Annotated in this window: 14 protein-coding genes and 1 tRNA gene; 4 read left to right on the top strand and 11 right to left on the bottom strand. The window is 35.5% G+C overall.

Features of this window, described 5'->3' with window-relative positions; all coding sequences use genetic code 11:
- Positions 1–154: 154 nt before the first annotated feature.
- Positions 155–730, top strand: coding sequence for a DUF805 domain-containing protein (locus IGI63_RS06940; protein WP_002356327.1), 576 nt, complete (start codon positions 155–157; stop codon positions 728–730).
- An 89-nt stretch (positions 731–819) separates the two neighbouring features.
- The gene (locus tag IGI63_RS06945) at positions 820–2391 is read left to right on the top strand and encodes a hypothetical protein (protein WP_429975553.1); all 1572 of its coding nucleotides are present in this window, start codon (positions 820–822) and stop codon (positions 2389–2391) included.
- An 86-nt stretch (positions 2392–2477) separates the two neighbouring features.
- Here IGI63_RS06945 and IGI63_RS06950 read toward each other — a convergent pair whose 3' ends face one another.
- The 11 genes from IGI63_RS06950 to IGI63_RS07000 form a co-directional block, all read right to left on the bottom strand.
- On the bottom strand, positions 2478–3644 hold the full coding sequence (locus IGI63_RS06950) for a CHAP domain-containing protein (protein ID WP_429975554.1): 1167 nt from the start codon (positions 3642–3644) through the stop codon (positions 2478–2480).
- Positions 3645–3732: 88 nt separating this feature from the next.
- Positions 3733–4113, bottom strand: coding sequence for a hypothetical protein (locus tag IGI63_RS06955; protein WP_002362349.1), 381 nt, complete (start codon positions 4111–4113; stop codon positions 3733–3735).
- Positions 4114–4818: 705 nt separating this feature from the next.
- Entirely contained in the window at positions 4819–5883 is a 1065-nt protein-coding gene (locus IGI63_RS06960; RefSeq protein WP_002378657.1) for an FUSC family protein, read from the bottom strand.
- 255 nt (positions 5884–6138) lie between these two features.
- The gene (locus IGI63_RS06965; RefSeq protein WP_002389274.1) at positions 6139–6390 is read right to left on the bottom strand and encodes a hypothetical protein; all 252 of its coding nucleotides are present in this window, start codon (positions 6388–6390) and stop codon (positions 6139–6141) included.
- An 89-nt stretch (positions 6391–6479) separates the two neighbouring features.
- A tRNA-Ser gene (locus IGI63_RS06970) sits at positions 6480–6569 on the bottom strand.
- 95 nt (positions 6570–6664) lie between these two features.
- Complete coding sequence (rpmG, locus tag IGI63_RS06975) at positions 6665–6814, bottom strand: 50S ribosomal protein L33 (RefSeq protein ID WP_002356321.1); 150 nt, start codon at positions 6812–6814, stop codon at positions 6665–6667.
- Positions 6815–6939: 125 nt separating this feature from the next.
- A complete protein-coding gene (locus IGI63_RS06980) occupies positions 6940–9075 on the bottom strand; it encodes a peptidoglycan D,D-transpeptidase FtsI family protein (RefSeq protein ID WP_002359399.1) in 2136 nt (711 codons plus the stop codon).
- Positions 9076–9239: 164 nt separating this feature from the next.
- The gene (gene thrS / locus IGI63_RS06985; RefSeq protein ID WP_002356319.1) at positions 9240–11177 is read right to left on the bottom strand and encodes a threonine--tRNA ligase; all 1938 of its coding nucleotides are present in this window, start codon (positions 11175–11177) and stop codon (positions 9240–9242) included.
- Positions 11178–11573: 396 nt separating this feature from the next.
- Positions 11574–11753: a 2-hydroxymuconate tautomerase gene (locus IGI63_RS06990; RefSeq protein ID WP_002356318.1), complete on the bottom strand. Its 180-nt coding sequence runs from the start codon at positions 11751–11753 to the stop codon at positions 11574–11576.
- Between the two features lie 164 nt (positions 11754–11917).
- A complete protein-coding gene (locus IGI63_RS06995) occupies positions 11918–13363 on the bottom strand; it encodes a L,D-transpeptidase family protein (RefSeq protein ID WP_002370561.1) in 1446 nt (481 codons plus the stop codon).
- Between the two features lie 146 nt (positions 13364–13509).
- Positions 13510–14373, bottom strand: coding sequence for an aminoglycoside 6-adenylyltransferase (locus IGI63_RS07000; protein ID WP_288666053.1), 864 nt, complete (start codon positions 14371–14373; stop codon positions 13510–13512).
- A 121-nt stretch (positions 14374–14494) separates the two neighbouring features.
- Here IGI63_RS07000 and IGI63_RS07005 point away from each other — a divergent pair, with 121 nt between their 5' ends.
- Positions 14495–15076 (top strand): YdcF family protein, encoded by a 582-nt coding sequence (locus tag IGI63_RS07005; RefSeq protein ID WP_429975555.1) that lies wholly within the window; start codon positions 14495–14497, stop codon positions 15074–15076.
- Between the two features lie 157 nt (positions 15077–15233).
- Positions 15234–16178, top strand: a complete 945-nt coding sequence (locus tag IGI63_RS07010; protein WP_104875546.1) for an endo-beta-N-acetylglucosaminidase — start codon at positions 15234–15236, stop codon at positions 16176–16178.
- Positions 16179–16358: the final 180 nt, after the last annotated feature.

Here is a 16358-nt window from a genome sequence, read left to right on the forward strand (position 1 = left end):
CCATTATAAAATATCTTCTCTTATTTTACCGTTTTTTGATAAAACCTGCTCTTTATATGATTTATCAAAAAAATCACAAAATATGCGAATTCGCATTTTCCTATTTTATTACTTTCCGTTATAATCATTTTATTAAATACAAAGGGGTGTTTTTATGGTTAAAATTGAGGAAAAAGGCAAAGTAACATTTGGACAAGCTTTTAAAGATTATTTTCGTGGATATGTTGATTTTAAAGGTCGGACCACACGTGCTGGTTATTGGTGGATGACATTGGTATTAAGCATTTTAGCACTTATTTTTTATATTGCCATTGTCGGCAAAGCCGTGTCAGCAATTTTAGCAGCTGAATATTTTGAAACCTATGATTTTGGAAACTTATTACCGTTGATGCTTTTTGCACTTGTTTTATGGTTAGCTTTATTATTACCAACGTGGGCAATGTGTGTACGTCGGTATCGTGATGCTGGGATGACAGGTTGGGGCGTGCTTGTTTTATATCTACTTTCTATTGCATGTAGCTATACACAAGTTTTCTCTGTTATGTCAACACTGAAATATGATGTTCAAACAGATACTGTGATAACAGGTGGCAGTCCCGTCTTCTTATTTTTCACTCTTGTGATTAGTCTGTTTTTCTTCTTACTAACAGTCTTACCGACAGATAAACTAACAACAACTAGCCAAAATAGCGTCTTACGCTTCTTCTTCCGTTACAAAGAAGTGAAGTAAGGAAAAGTTTTAAGCCTTTCTTTTAAAAGAAGGGCTTTTTTCTTATTTTAAAATCTTTATGATAAAATAAGAACTAGTCTAGCTAAAAAATGGAAGGAGAAAATATGGCTACTTTTAAACGGATTCTGAATCTAGAAAATTATATTTTTACTTTTTTTATTTTATTTGTCTTTTACGGCGCAATTAACTCTCCCTATTCGCTGGTAAAAATTCTTTGGGGAAAGCCTAAGCACTTGCTTGTTTTACTTCCTCTATTAATTATTCTATTGTTGATTATTTATAAAAACAAAAAATTTCTTTACACTAAGATTCAAGCGCTCTGGCACTTAATAAAAACCCATGATCGTGTGGTTATTATTGGTAGTTTGGTCAGTTTATTTTTACTACAACTTTTACTCCTGACGCAGATTACTGTGCCGATTGGCTGGGATGTTTTTGACAACTTTCATAGTATTACCACTGAAAATAGGGATTATTCAAAAATCGTACTTTCTTTAAACCCCAATAACGAATTTTTCTTTTTCATGATGTATTACCTGAATAAATTTTTGCGTTTCATTGATGTAACAGGGAGCTGGAGCAACACTTGGTTTAGTTGGCAAGTGGTTAATTGCTTGTTTATTAATAGCAGTTTATTTTTCTTTTATCATGCCTCTAAACGTGTCTTCAATCCATTAACGGCCTTCGTTGCTTATAGTTTATTTTTTCTTTCTTTCGGATTGTCTCCATGGTTACTCACGCCTTATACAGATACGGCCGTCTTATTGTTCATCAACCTAGTCTTTTTTGCATATAGCCTTTTTGAGAAAGTTTCCCCTCCCTTCGTAAAATATTGTTTATTACTGTTTATTGGGATTGGCCTAGCTTGGTGTTTTTTAATGAAACCTTCGTCTATTATCTTTTTTATTGCATTTAGTTGTATCAAAGTGCTGCAACTTCTTTTAGTAAATCGGAACAAACAGTCTATCGTAAAATTAACCGTGGTTGCTCTCTTTTTACTGACTGGTTTCGCTAGCGCATATTATAGTTTTCAATTTTTTGTGGAAAAACAAACGATTACGGAAATCGATAAAGAACAAGCCAAACCTTGGACACTTTTTGTAATGATGGGTTTGACTGGAATTGGCGGTTACAATGATGCAGATACACAAGCAGTAAATCAGTTGCCTACACAAGAAGCCAAAAAAGCTTATACCATAAAAATGATTCAAGACCGTTTAAAAAATAAAGGATTCTTCGGTTATCTCCGTTTTCTGGCTCAAAAAAATCGTCATAATACTGCCAATGGTGATTTTGACTGGGGTTGGGATGGCGGTGATTTAATCCCAGAAACACCTTCTAAAAATCGTTGGCAAGAACACTTGCGGTCACTGTATTATCCGCAAAATCAAAAAAGTAACTATCTACGAATTTATATGCATTTTTTCTATTTACTCACATTACTAGGTCTATTGTTCAGTATCCCTCTAAAAGATTCAAAAAATAACTACGCGATTTTAAAATTAGCTTTCATTGGAGCTATTCTGTATTTATTGCTCTTTGAAGGCGGCCGCTCTCGCTATTTAATCCAGTTTATGCCGTTTTGGTACTTGTTATCAGCGAGTGGTTGGCTGGGGTTGAGAGAGAAAATCAATGCAAAAACCATCTGTGAATTAGAATAAGTAGTCACTACGTATTATATAAATAGAAAAAAATAGAGCGGATTTACCGCTCTATTTTTTCTAACATATCACTAGGTTCTTTTTTACTACTTTTTAACATCCTGTTCTAGTACCCAAGACATTAATTCTTTTAATAAAAATGCTTTTTTAGATTTGCTTTGTGTGACATTTTTAATTTCCATCACTGTATATGATTTTCCTTTAAGACTACTTGGAATTGTTTCCCCAGTCTGATATGCACTAGCAGTCTCCAATAACATAACTTTATCCCCAATTTTAATATCAGTCGCTTGTGCATCATCTAAAAATGCTTTTTCGTCAATCCAACCAATATTATCCATGTAATAATATGCACCCTTTTTCCCAGTCACTTTTACTTCTTTATTGATATAATCAGCACTGACACCAAATCTTGTCACCCCTTTAAACCAAGGGAATTGGTCAACAGTGAAACCAGCTCTTTTAACAACCATTGTTTTATTGATAGTCTCAACTTCTTCAAACCCTTTAAAGTCTGTCCAGCCTTTTGTTTGAGGACTATATAAGTAACTTCCCATTTGCTGTGTCAAATCAATAACTCTTCCAGCAAAACTATCAATGCCATTGATTTTAATGTAACCTTTCTTTCCCCAAGGTAATGTATCCACAGTATATTTTACATCTTTTTTCACCATAACTCTTTTATTAATCTCTACCATTTCTTCTTCTCCCTCTAGTTTTGTATTTTGATTTGGATTCCATCCAGTATAATAGCGACTTAAGTCAATGAAAGTAACACCCGTTAAACTGTTAAACGTACTCAATGGATGAGTAGTTACTACAGTTCCATTGTTAGGATATACTCCATCTAATCCGCCAAATGTCGAACCAAAATTAGCTTCACCTGTAATTACTGTATTTCCATCAATACCTAGAACGATACCAGTATGTCCAGCACCTTGTGTATAGTAATTGTTATTCCATGGTGTTATTGAAAATAAAGAAAATGCCTTTGGAATGTTACTCTTTACTAATTTTCCTTTATTTGCATTTAACACAAAATCTACCGTTTGATAACCATTCCCGCTTTGTGTTGGCAAAGTTAAATTAGTACAATTCTTTAAGAACCATGTAGTAAATAGAGTACAATTTGAATGTGATGATGGCGAACCACCATAAGTTCCATAATAGACACCTGGATAAGACGGCAAATTAGTATCTAAATACTTCTGCATAAATGTTTTTGCTTGATTTTTTGTTAAACCTGTTGCCATTGTTGTTCCTCCTATAAGTTATTCCGTGCGTCCACGGCGAACATATGTTCATAAACCTAGTATAGTTGAATTGACCTGTTTCGTTTTGTCAAATTTCGTACCAACCCAGTCGATAAGCAATTTCATGGATAAATTCTGTATCTCGTCGAGCAATTGTAGACTCGCTCAAAAACGTCTCACAAGCAACAAATTCATTCTTTTTATATGGATAACCATTTTTATATTTCACTAAAAAGATATCCTGTACATCCCTTGTAGAATCAGCTAAGATATCTTCTACCGTTTGTAAAAATAATTTATGAAATGCAATTTGACTGATAGTTATTTTTTCAGTTGGTTGCTCTACAGGGTATTCTAAAAAAGGATTACGATTCATTAACATAACATCCTCGTACTCTTGTAATTTTTTTTCAATATGTTGATAATCCCATAATAATTGTCGAATATGTTTTTTTATTCCAGCTTTCATTGTACCTCTCCTCTAACCACTTAATATTTTATTTGTAGAACTTTTACAGATAATAGAAATAGTATGTTCATCCTCCATGTATTCCTTTTATCCATCTACTCTTATTTTTGATCACATTCATTTTCAAAATCTAACTTATTCGTTTCTACCCCTCCTTTTTTTCCCATTTATCAATAACTGTCCACCTCCTAGATTATTTTATATACAAAAATAGACCACTCCTTAAGCGATCTATAATGACAAAACTTATTCTTTTTCTTAGATTTAAGCGATTCTGTTTTTCCACTTAAATATACTTAACTTGATTTAAAGATATTGAACATTCTATTTTTTAAAACTTAGCTATATAAACAAGCATCTATAGCATTGATAATTCATTTTTAGCGATTCTTCATACTACTAATTTATCATGTTGACTATACTAAAATTTCCCAATAAATTCCCAATATGAAGTTACTTCTACTTATCTTCCAAAAATACAATTTTACTACGTAACTTGTGTTCACTGAATTCATTTATTTATATCCTACTTTATACTCACCTATACTATCCTTACCTATACTATCCTGTGTAGCCATTTGGTAGCCAAATTAGTAACCAGCTTCTGCCATTTTTAAACTCTTATTTACAAAAAATATAGTCAATGATTCTATTTAAAAATAAAAGGAGCCTAACATTCTTTCAAGAAAGAATGTTAGGCTCCTTTTATTCAGACAATTTCAGCCACTCTTTGCGATTGCAATAGGACATAGTTTTTACAAAGACAAAATGATAAAGCAAACCGTAAGCTAGCCCCAACATATTTAACAAAATTCTTAAGTAAAGACTTGTTTCTAGCCCAAATATCATAGAAGCTGCCATGATAGCACCAACACAATTAAAAATCGTTTTACTTTTATAAGATGTGCATAAGCCTAAACAAAGTCCTCCTAAAATACCAAGTAGGTTCGTTGGTATATAAAATAACAAGATAGCCGATACTAGAGAACCAATAACGACCCCTATTATTCGTTCTTTTGCTCGTTCAGACAATTTAAACGTATTATACCCAGAAAATAATGACGAACTAGCAAATGTTGCCCACATAAAGCGGTCAATCTGAAGGTGCGTTCCTATAAAAAGTAATAAGCTAATGCCTAAAGCGTAATAACCAAACCAAATATTTCTTTGATTAAAAAAACCATTTTCTGTAACCATCTGTATAAAAGTAATCTCTTGATCCAATTTTTTATGTTTCACATGATAAACAAAAGCTAAAAGTAGATAAGCAAACACTAATACAAAGAAAGTTTGTTCTAATTGCTGAAACGATTGATAGTGAACCGTGCCAACTAAATATAAGTAGGAGAACGTATACAAGCCAGGATTACCCATTTTAGGGTTTTTACCAGTTAAGAAAAACAATGCCAGCAAGCAGATAAAATGAAGACCCCATTGTAAAAATGATACAGAAATCAGTGAAATTAGTGGACTAACACCTAGAATTGTTAACACGATTCCTAAACTAAGCAAGGCCTGTTTTTCCCTGTAGCCATATGAGACGAAACGGATACTCAACAGCAAACAAAATAATACAATTGAAAAAGGCGCTACAGCTTTTCCAAAGAAAAAAGTAATCGTCGACACCCATAAAATCGCAAACGAAACTAATAAAATATCTCTTATTAACAAGGCGCGCCAAAAATATCTCCGCTGTTTTTTAGTGTCCGCTTGATGAATTTTTTGTTTTAAAATAAATGGATCTAACTGCAATAATTGATAAAAAGTCACCTAAAATCATCTCCTAAAAATCGACTCTTCTCAATTCATTATTCCAACTTTTCCTTCTATGAAATCAGAAGAAAAGTAGTTGTGACGAACATTTTACTACAACTTTTTTTCTGAATCAATACATGCTTTATTTCTTAATTCAATACCTCTCCCGATACGATTTGCTTACTTCATAAAAAATAAGCCTAGAAAAAATCAAAACGATTAATTCTAGACTCAAAATTAAATAACTGTTGAACAAAAGCTAGCGCTTTTTTACATAAACTTTTCCAACAGATCCATTTCTTTTTCTAATTCTTTTTCATCATACTTGTCATACTTACCAGCTTCGTGTGCAATTTTTTTAATCTCATGAATGGCTTTTTTTTCAACAATCCATTTCTTCATACTATGTTTTTTTGTATCCTCATCTAGCGAGGCCAACTCTTCTAAACTTGCATCCAATTTGTTCAAAACGTCGGCAATTTTTACTAATGCTTGCGCTTCTTTTTCTTCATAGTTTGACATAATAGACACCTCTTCTTAAGTATTTTTCTACTTTAAGTGTACGTCTCTGTCGTTTTATTTGCAACTAATAACTCAACTGCTTCTCAGTACGGAGGATAAGGGATTCGAACCCTTGCACGATGTTACTCGCCTAACGGTTTTCGAGACCGTCCCCTTCAGCCAAACTTGGGTAATCCTCCCTCTACATTCCATCTACAAATGAACATGTAATAAATCTATAGATAAAAAGCCTAGACCCTTACACAACAAGGATTCTAGGCTCTATCTAACTAAATTATTTAGTTTCACGGTGTAAAGTAACTTTTCTTTCACGTGGGCAATATTTTTGTTTTTCTAAACGATCAGGATTGTTACGTTTATTTTTATTTGTTAAGTAGTTACGTTCTTTACAAGAAGTACACTCTAAAGTGATGTTTACGCGCATGTTTTCCCCTCCTACTAATAATTGATCTTTCCAAGAGATTTCTTAGACTTGAATATCATACCATTTTTTTTGTCATTTGACTACCCTTTTGGGCAAATTTGTAAAGTAGAACTACTTTACAAATTTTATTTTTTGTACATTTCCATATACGCTTCTAAAACTTCTTTGGCAATCGTTTGATTTGGTTTGGAAGATTCATCATTTAAGTGTGGTAAAACAACGCTAATTGCAATTTCAGGATTTTCGTACGGCGCATAAGCCACCAAGTTACTATTAACCGTTGTATGGTTTACTCCATTAGCATCTGTTGCTTGCGTTTCGGCGGTCCCTGTTTTAGCAGCAATCGAAAACTTGTCTGATTTTAAACCACGTGCAGTTGTAAAAGGACTAGTTCCATTTACCACATTATAGAAACCTTGTTGAAGAATTCCTATCTGGTCTTCAGAAATATTCACCTTATTCAAAACTTTTGGTTCAATTTCTTTTAAAATTTTTCCTAAAGCTCCATTTTCATCATTGCCATAGATTCCTTCTACCACATGGGGTTGTACGCGGATGCCATTATTTGCGACAGTGGAAACGTACTGTGCTAATTGTAACGCGCTATAGGTATCATATTGCCCAAAAGATAGGTCAAGAAGATTACCGCCTTGTGGCGCAGATGACGAATCCTTAAAGTCCTTGTTTTGAATTCCTGTTGTTTCTCCTGGTATATCAATTCCAGTTTTCGTTCCCATACCATATTCTGCAAAAGCTTTTCTTAATTCTTTAAAGACAGTGTCATCTCCTACTTCATAAGGGAAAATCATATTGGGATAATAATTCACACCCATCATTTTAAAGACTAATTTCATCATATAGGCATTCGAAGAATATTCTAACGCTTGCTCCGCAGTTAATTGCATGGTTGTTCCGCCAGAAGCATTCCACCAAGAAGCTTTTGGATTACTACCTGCTAGTAAAATAGCTTCATCTGTTAAAACATCATTGCCTTTAATGACGCCTGTTTCATAACCCGCTGTTAAAGTACCTGCTTTCACAACTGATCCAGGAACTTCAGAATTCAAAATAGGTGCTAAAGGATTAGGTGTGACTTCTCCAGTTGCTAAATCATGATGAAATCCGGACATCGCTAAAATAGCTCCTGTTTGAGGGTTCATAGCAACGACATACGCATTTTCTGAGTATGGTCCAATGGTTTTGACTATTTGTGAATAGTTTCGTTGTAAAATTTCATCAACTTTGTTTTGGAAATTTGAATCAATCGTTAATTTTAAGTTGGAGCCTTTTTCCCCTTTGGAAATTGGGGTTTGTGAAACAATCTTTCCGTTATTGTCTAAAACGACTTCTGATTTTGCTTTTTTACCTTGTAGAACGTCTTCATATTGTTTTTCTAAATAGCTAGTTCCAACACGGTCATTTCGTGCATAGCCTTTTTTCAAATATTCATCGACTTCTTCGGCTGGCAATCCTTGTTTTTCAGTTGAAACGGTACCCAACAGGCTACGTAATGCACCACTTTGAGAATAATCACGCGTCCAATCAGTCCCTGTTGAAACACCTGATATTTCCGCTGTGTGTTCACCAATTGTCGCAATTTCACCTTCTGTTACCCCTTCATTCTTGATGAAGACCGTGTTCATTTGTGACGCTGCATTCATTCGTTTAAAAATCGTTACTGCTTGTAAGGTTCGGTCATCAAACGCAATTTCTTCAGGGGTGACTTTTTCAACTGCTTTGGCATATAATGTGCCTTCGTCCGTAATTTTGTTGCCTTTTTCATCTTCTTTATCTTGATCGGTTAAACGGGCTTGGGCTGCTTTTAAATTTTCAGGATTCGCTAACCAATAATCTTTTTTATCACGGTCCGTTAAGTTTGGATCAACTGGAACGTTAATAAGTTCGTTAACTTTATTCGCAATCGGTAAAATATCTTTTCCTTCAATATTTTTTCCTCGTGTGTAAGTGATTGCTAAATTGGCTTTGTTAGAAACCAAGACTTTTCCTTGTGAATCATAAATTTGTCCTCGAGGGGATGGTGTCGTGATTTGTAGTGAAGAATTGGCAGTGATTTTTTTGTTAAACTCTTCTCCTTCTACAATCTGTAAATACCCTAAACGGACAATTAATGAAACAAATAAAGTGAATATCACAAAAAATAATAAGTTCAATCGAAAAGGAATATGTGGCTTTCTACCTCGTTGACTCTTTGCTGCGGCATCTGTTTTTTTTATTTTATCTATAAATGAGTTTTTCTTCATACCTCTAGTCCCTTCACTAAAAAGTTTCGCATTCTCATTGTAACAAAAAATAGTCAAAAAATCAGGATTATTCCCAGCTCTAAGGAAATATTTAATTATTTTGTTGTTGAAAAAAGTCAAAAGGACTTCTGAATTCAGAAGTCCTTTTGACTTTTTCTCTTTTTTTAACGGCTGTAATTGTGAACTTCAGCAGCCATGCTGTCAATGAAAATTGATAAATCTTCGACAGACGTTTCTTTGCTTCCATAACGACGGACGTTCACCGTTGCGTCTTCCATTTCTTTGTCCCCGACCACTAATTGATAAGGTACTTTTTGTGTTTGAGAGGCCCGAATTTTGTAGCCCATTTTTTCGTTACGATCATCGACTTCAACACGTAAGCCTTGTGCTTGTAAACGTTCTTTGATTTCATAAGCATACTCAGAATGCGCTTCTACAGAAACTGGGATAATAGTTGCTTGAATTGGTGCTAACCAAGTAGGGAAAGCGCCTTTGTAAACTTCTGTTAAGTAAGCCACAAATCGTTCCATTGTTGAGACGATACCACGGTGGATAACAACTGGACGATGTGTATTTTCACCATCTTCGCCAACATAAGTTAAGTCAAAACGTTCTGGTAATAAGAAGTCTAATTGGATGGTTGATAATGTTTCTTCCATTCCTAAAGCTGTTTTCACTTGAACATCTAACTTCGGACCGTAAAAGGCAGCTTCGCCTTCTGCTTCAAAGTAATCTAATTCTAATTCATCCATGGCAGCTTTTAACATCGCTTGCGCTTTTTCCCACATCGCATCATCATCAAAATATTTGTCTGTATTATTTGGATCACGATAGCTTAAGCGGAAACGGTAATCCGTAATGTTAAAGTCAGCGTAGACTGCCACCATTAACTCCAAAGTACGTTTAAATTCGTCTTTAATTTGGTCAGGACGAACAAAAGTATGTCCATCGTTTAAAGTCATTTCACGAACACGTTGTAACCCTGATAATGCGCCAGATTTTTCATAGCGGTGCATCATCCCTAATTCAGCGATTCGAATTGGCAATTCGCGGTAACTATGAATGTCATTTTTATAAACCATCATATGGTGTGGACAGTTCATTGGACGTAATACCAGCATTTCGCCATCGCCCATATCCATTGGTGGGAACATATCTTCATGGTAATGATCCCAGTGACCAGATGTTTTGTATAATTCCACATCTGCCATAATTGGTGTATACACATGTTGGTAACCTAAGCTAATTTCTTTGTCCACAATATAACGTTCAATTGTACGACGAATGGTTGCGCCTTTTGGTAACCAGAAAGGTAACCCTGAACCAACTTCTTGTGAAACCATAAATAAATCTAATTCTTTTCCTAATTTACGGTGGTCACGTTCTTTGGCTTCCTCGCGCATTTTGATAAATTCTTTTAAATCTTTTTTATCGAAAAAGGCAGTGCCGTAAATCCGTTGCATCATATGATTGTCAGAGTTTCCGCGCCAATAAGCACCAGCTACTGAAAGTAATTTAAAGACTTGAATCCGTCCTGTTGAAGGGACGTGAACACCACGACATAAATCAACAAAATCGCCTTGATCATAGACAGTGATGATTTCATCTTCTGGTAAATCTGTAATTAATTCAACTTTGTAAGGATCATCAGCAAATAATTCTAACGCTTCTGCACGTGAGATTTCTTTACGAACGATTGGGTTATTTTCCTTCACAATTTTCATCATTTCGGCTTCAATTGCAGGTAAATCTTCCGCTGTCACAGGAGATTCCCCATTATCTGTATCATAGTAGAACCCAGAATCAATCGCAGGACCTACGCCAAATTTAATGTTAGGGAAAAGACGACGTAAGGCATTAGCCATTAAATGAGCTGATGAATGACGTAAAATTCCTAAAGCATCTTCATGATCAGGTGTCACGATTTCAAGCGAACCATCTTCTACGATAGGACGATCTAAATCGATTAAAACACCATTGAATTTACCAGCTAAAGCTTTTTTGGCTAAACTGTTGCTAATACTTTTAGCAACATCAAATGTTGTAATCCCAGAATCAAACGGTTTAACAGCGCCATCTGGAAAAGTAATGTGAATAGACATAATAAAATTCTCTCCTTTTAATTTTTTTGATTTGAAGCGTTTCATTGTGTTCCTGTTTTTCACAATGAAACGAAACAGCCACCTGTTCCCCTTGTTAAAAAACAAAAAGTCCTAGTATTCTAACGAATACTAGGACGAAAATATCGTGGTTCCACCTAATTTTGAACACAAATAATCTGTGTTCCTCTAGCGTGTTAACGGTGCGACCGCCTTTGTTTCAACAAAGGTTTCGAAAGTGGTCATCCCTTGTGCCAATCTGGAAAATTTTCAGCCAAGATTTTCCTCTCTAATAGATCGCGGGCAAGTTCAGTTGTCTTTCTCATCAATCATTTATGCACTTATTTAACCACTTATTTTCAGAAAAAGCAAGTGATTCAACAGAAATTCTCTGAAAACTTATTTTTTCCATTCGCCGCCTTGTGCATAGCGGTCTTTTTTCAATTCATTGACAATCACATGGATATTCTCTTTTGGTGCACCAGCGTTTTTTGACACAGCTTCTGTAATATCTTTGACCATATTAGTTAACTGTTCTTCTGTACGGCCTTCAATTAATTCTACATGTACAAATGGCATCTTCGTTCCCCCAATTTAAATTGCTTGTTCTGTTTGTATCATAGAGCGGGTTATGACGCTTGTCAATAAAAAATTGGGGACGTCAGTCGTTACGCTGACGTCTCCAATTTTTACTTTTCAGATACACAGCTGGACCAAAGTACGGTCTTGCCTAATATCTCTTTTTATACTTCTTCGCCGTAATCTACAGGTTTATCAAATTCACCTGGTGCATCATCATAGATATGTCCATAAATAATTACCGGCATTCCGTCATAGGATACATCAAAGATTTTTGAAACTTCTGTTCCTGGCGTATTGATACAGCCATTACTACCAGCATCGGTTTTAAAGGCTTCTTTATCGCCATACTTATCCAATTTATGGTCGGAGTCATGAATCCCGATTTGTGTGACAACGCCCCCTTGACTTAATAACGGCATCCAATATTTTACTGGCACACTGTATCGAGAACCATCAAGCATTTGACCTTCTAAATTCACATCGGTTGTCCGATATAAAATTGTATGGAATCCTGGTACTGTTGCGGTTCCTTTGTTATATCTGCCAGTAATGACATCTGTGGTGACTATTTTTTTGCCATCAATGAAACAATACATTTTTTGATCTTTCAAATCAATTTCAATGTAATTATTGGCAATTTTACTATTTTCTTTGGTATCACCAACCAACGGAGCAGTGATTGCATTCGTTTGTTCTTGGCTATTCAGCGCGTTTACTAGTAGTTCTTGCGTTTTGGCCCCATCAATCGACCAGCCATAACTTCCGTTGTTTTTAAAACGACGTGTCGTGCCGTGAACATCTGTAAATAAAACTGGTTGATTAGCAGAACCATATGTTGTTTCTAATTGTGTCACCCAAGTAGTTAGTTTTTCTTTGTTGATTGTGCCATCATCATTCAGCACGTTTTGAATTTGTGTTTTATCAAAGGCTACTTTTTCACCATTAATATCAACTGTAATTGTTTTATTTAACTTGTTATTGAGCGTTGTCAATGTTGCCTTTAACGTTTGATCCTCTTTTGTAATTTCAGGGGCTTTATAAAAATCTTTGGCATTATATTGATAGTTGCCTTTTCCCGCTTCAACATCCGCAATAATCTGCTGATTTAAGCGCTGTGTGTCCACTACTGTGCCTTGTTCTTCAGGAACAATTTCAAAAGTGCCATTGCCTCGACGGATACTCGCATTTTTGCTTGGTTTCCCCTCTGGAAAACTTAAAGTCGCTAATTTGGCTTCTAGTTCTTTTTTGAATGCCTCGTTTAACGGTAGCTTCACCTTGCTACTGTGTAAATGGTCTTTTAAAAATTTTTGATCCAATTGGTATTTTTTAGGAAGTTGAATTTTTTCTTCTTTTGTCCCCGTTTGAACCACAACTTCTTCGGTTTGATTAACTTGCGCTAATTTTTCTTCTGCAGCATTTACATTTAACCAGCCTACAGAAACTCCATTTACTTTTGTGGTTGGTAAAAAGTGACTTTGAAAATAAACATAACTGCCCCCAGCAACCAGAGCTAGTCCAACCAAAGAAGTAATAATTACTTTCTTTTTATTATTTTTTCCTGATTTTTGACGACGTGTATTACGCATTTGCATTTCTTCTTTTTTCATTTGTTCATCCTTTATATCAATAATTTTAGGTTTATTTCTTAGAGACTAGGCAACAAACAACTGCGGTGATCTACAATCAAAAAAGGTTCCCTTTCTCTCGCAGATTAATTTTTTCAATTATACACTATTTTTACGTTGTTTTCAGCTTATTTTCCTTGTAAATCCTTTAATCTTAAAGAATTTGTATACTCTGTGACTTTTTTTGCTTCTTGTAAATGATACGTAAACTGGGCCATTTTAGCAAAATCCTGAGCGACGACGTCAAAAAAGGCTTGTGTCTTTATTAAGCTGTTCCAACAAGCTTCTTTACTAGAAAAATCCAGCAACGATGCTAATTGATCCATCGTGTCAGGAGTGACATAATTTTTCAGATACTTAAATTGTTTCCCAACAGAAATTGGCTCCGGTTCCTGCCAAGCCGCTTGCCAAGAAAGCAAGCGCAACAGTTCCTGCTGACAATATTCATAGAGATGTGTGACAGCGTAAAATAGTTCATTCCGACAAAGCCCCTTAACTACATACGTACTAACCCACCAAAATTCATTGCAACAATCGTTAAACTGATGCTGATTCGGAACTGTTACTGTATAATTTTTATCAGATGCTACAGGTAAAGGCGGCAAATTTTCATCTTTGTCTAACAAGATAATTGCTAAAGAATCGCCTTCATGCCAATTGTCTTTTTCTGCGAGAGGACACAACGTTAAATCGATACGTTGACCATCTTCAAATAACATTAAAAATGTTTCCCGCGTCTTCGGTTCTGTGGGAAATAAGGTCATTTCCTTGGGACGTTGCATAATTAATGGTTGTCCAAATTTTGCTATCCACGTTGCTGTTTCAAAAAACTCAGCACATGGTTCTACAATATAAACAATGTCGAAATCTTGAAAACTATCTTTTGGCGCTTTCACATTCGTGCGAGAACCCACCATTCCCACAGCTCGAATGTGTTCTTCTTGTTTTGCTACATCCATAATAAGTTGAAACATTTCTTCTTCTGTACGCATGCATTCGCTCCCTCTCTTCAAAAGTTTCTATTAAAACATAGATTTTTTTATAAGTCTTTTGTTTTCTATCGCTTTTTCTATGGTACTTCGTATACACTAACATTACAAGGAGGGATGTTTCATGCATTGGTTAAAAATAACAAGTTTATCCATTGTCAGTTTTGGCTTTTTTATTCTTTTGATTTTAGGTCTACTTATTTTTACTGGCAAAAATACGCAACCCACCGATAAACCAGATGCTATTTTAATTTTAGGGGCCCGTGTTTTAGGGACGTCTAAAGAAACCGCACTGCCCAGCCGTGTTTTGCAAGCTCGGTTAGATGTGGCTATCCCCTATATTAAACAACACCCCGAGACACCCGTTATTGTTAGCGGAGGGCAAGGAGCAGATGAGCCGGCTACGGAAGCCGCGGCTATGAAACAATACTTGCTAAATAAAGGTGTTCCAGAAAAACAGATTCTCTTAGAAAATCGTGCCACACGCACCAAAGAAAATATTGTCAATTCACAAAAACTCCTTTCTTTTAAACGGCTAGTGATTGTTACTAGTGACTTTCACATGTATCGCTCGCAACTTTTAGCCAAGCGAGCAGGCATCTCAAATGTTTCAGGCATCACTGCGGCTTCTTCTTTTCCAAAAGATATCAAAAATTTTGGCCGAGAGCTGCTTTCTTTAGGCTATGCCTTACTCTTTGATTGGTAAAAGAGCGTCCTTCGCAAGACCATTTTGCGAAGGATGCTTTTATATTCTGTGGATTTGCTCACTTTTGTTCTCTTCTTCTTGTGTTTAAATTATAAAAATGATAACATATCTTTGTTAGCGCTTACAAATAATATTTATTTTATAGGAGGAGAAAGTTATGGGGCATCAATTGAGCACTCATTTTTTTAACAAGAAAACAGGGATTATTTCAACTTTTTTAAGTTTGATACTTTTAGTCGGTGGGTTACTGTTTGCACTACCTGCATTTGAAGTACAAGCAGCATCAACTGTTACACCTAAAACAGTCATGTATGTAGAAGTAAATAACCACGATTTTAACAATGTGGGAAAATATACTTTAGCTGGAACCAATCAACCTGCTTTTGATATGGGGATTATTTTTGCAGCCAATATTAATTATGACACGGTCAATAAAAAACCTTACTTATATCTAAATGAACGGGTCCAACAAACTTTAAACCAAGCTGAAACACAAATTCGTCCAGTTCAAGCACGCGGCACTAAAGTCCTATTGTCTATTTTAGGCAACCATGAAGGCGCTGGCTTTGCTAACTTCCCAACTTACGAAAGTGCGGATGCCTTTGCAGCTCAATTAGAACAAGTCGTTAATACGTATCATTTAGATGGTATTGATTTTGATGATGAGTATGCTGAATACGGAAAAAATGGAACGCCTCAACCAAATAATTCTTCGTTCATTTGGTTACTTCAAGCCTTAAGAAATCGCTTAGGCAATGATAAATTAATTACTTTTTATAATATTGGACCAGCGGCTGCGAACTCTTCTGCTAATCCTCAAATGAGTTCTTTAATTGATTATGCTTGGAACCCTTATTATAGTACCTGGAATCCGCCACAAATTGCGGGGATGCCTGCTTCTCGTTTAGGTGCTTCTGCCGTTGAAGTTGGTGTCAATCAAAATCTAGCTGCGCAATATGCTAAACGTACAAAAGCGGAGCAATATGGTATTTATCTAATGTATAACCTCCCAGGAAAAGATTCATCTGCGTATATCTCGGCGGCGACACAAGAACTTTATGGTCGAAAAACGAACTATTCACCAACTGTTCCAACACCTTAATATTATCTCGTGTCTACAAGCGCCAACATGTAAAGAGTTAAAAGCCAGCTTACTACAAGCTGGCTTTTTGGTATCTTGAGCGAATAGTTTTACACAAAAAAAGACCCGCCCTTTGGGTAAGGACGGGAAAGGAGTTAAAAATGAAAAAGTGTTTTGTGTTGTTAAGGTTGTTTGTTGATA

The sequence above is a fragment of the Enterococcus sp. DIV0086 genome (assembly GCF_050498705.1).
Classification (GTDB): Bacteria; Bacillota; Bacilli; order Lactobacillales; family Enterococcaceae; genus Enterococcus; species Enterococcus faecalis.

Coding starts and splice junctions, on each gene's coding strand:
- IGI63_RS06940 (WP_002356327.1), top strand. CDS start 155: ATGGTTAAAATTGAGGAAAAAGGCAAAGTAACATTTGGACAAGCTTTT.
- IGI63_RS06945 (WP_429975553.1), top strand. CDS start 820: ATGGAAGGAGAAAATATGGCTACTTTTAAACGGATTCTGAATCTAGAA.
- IGI63_RS06950 (WP_429975554.1), bottom strand. CDS start 3,644: ATGGCAACAGGTTTAACAAAAAATCAAGCAAAAACATTTATGCAGAAG.
- IGI63_RS06955 (WP_002362349.1), bottom strand. CDS start 4,113: ATGAAAGCTGGAATAAAAAAACATATTCGACAATTATTATGGGATTAT.
- IGI63_RS06965 (WP_002389274.1), bottom strand. CDS start 6,390: ATGTCAAACTATGAAGAAAAAGAAGCGCAAGCATTAGTAAAAATTGCC.
- rpmG (WP_002356321.1), bottom strand. CDS start 6,814: ATGCGCGTAAACATCACTTTAGAGTGTACTTCTTGTAAAGAACGTAAC.
- IGI63_RS06980 (WP_002359399.1), bottom strand. CDS start 9,075: ATGAAGAAAAACTCATTTATAGATAAAATAAAAAAAACAGATGCCGCA.
- thrS (WP_002356319.1), bottom strand. CDS start 11,177: ATGTCTATTCACATTACTTTTCCAGATGGCGCTGTTAAACCGTTTGAT.
- IGI63_RS06990 (WP_002356318.1), bottom strand. CDS start 11,753: ATGCCATTTGTACATGTAGAATTAATTGAAGGCCGTACAGAAGAACAG.
- IGI63_RS06995 (WP_002370561.1), bottom strand. CDS start 13,363: ATGAAAAAAGAAGAAATGCAAATGCGTAATACACGTCGTCAAAAATCA.
- IGI63_RS07000 (WP_288666053.1), bottom strand. CDS start 14,373: ATGCGTACAGAAGAAGAAATGTTTCAACTTATTATGGATGTAGCAAAA.
- IGI63_RS07005 (WP_429975555.1), top strand. CDS start 14,495: ATGCATTGGTTAAAAATAACAAGTTTATCCATTGTCAGTTTTGGCTTT.
- IGI63_RS07010 (WP_104875546.1), top strand. CDS start 15,234: ATGGGGCATCAATTGAGCACTCATTTTTTTAACAAGAAAACAGGGATT.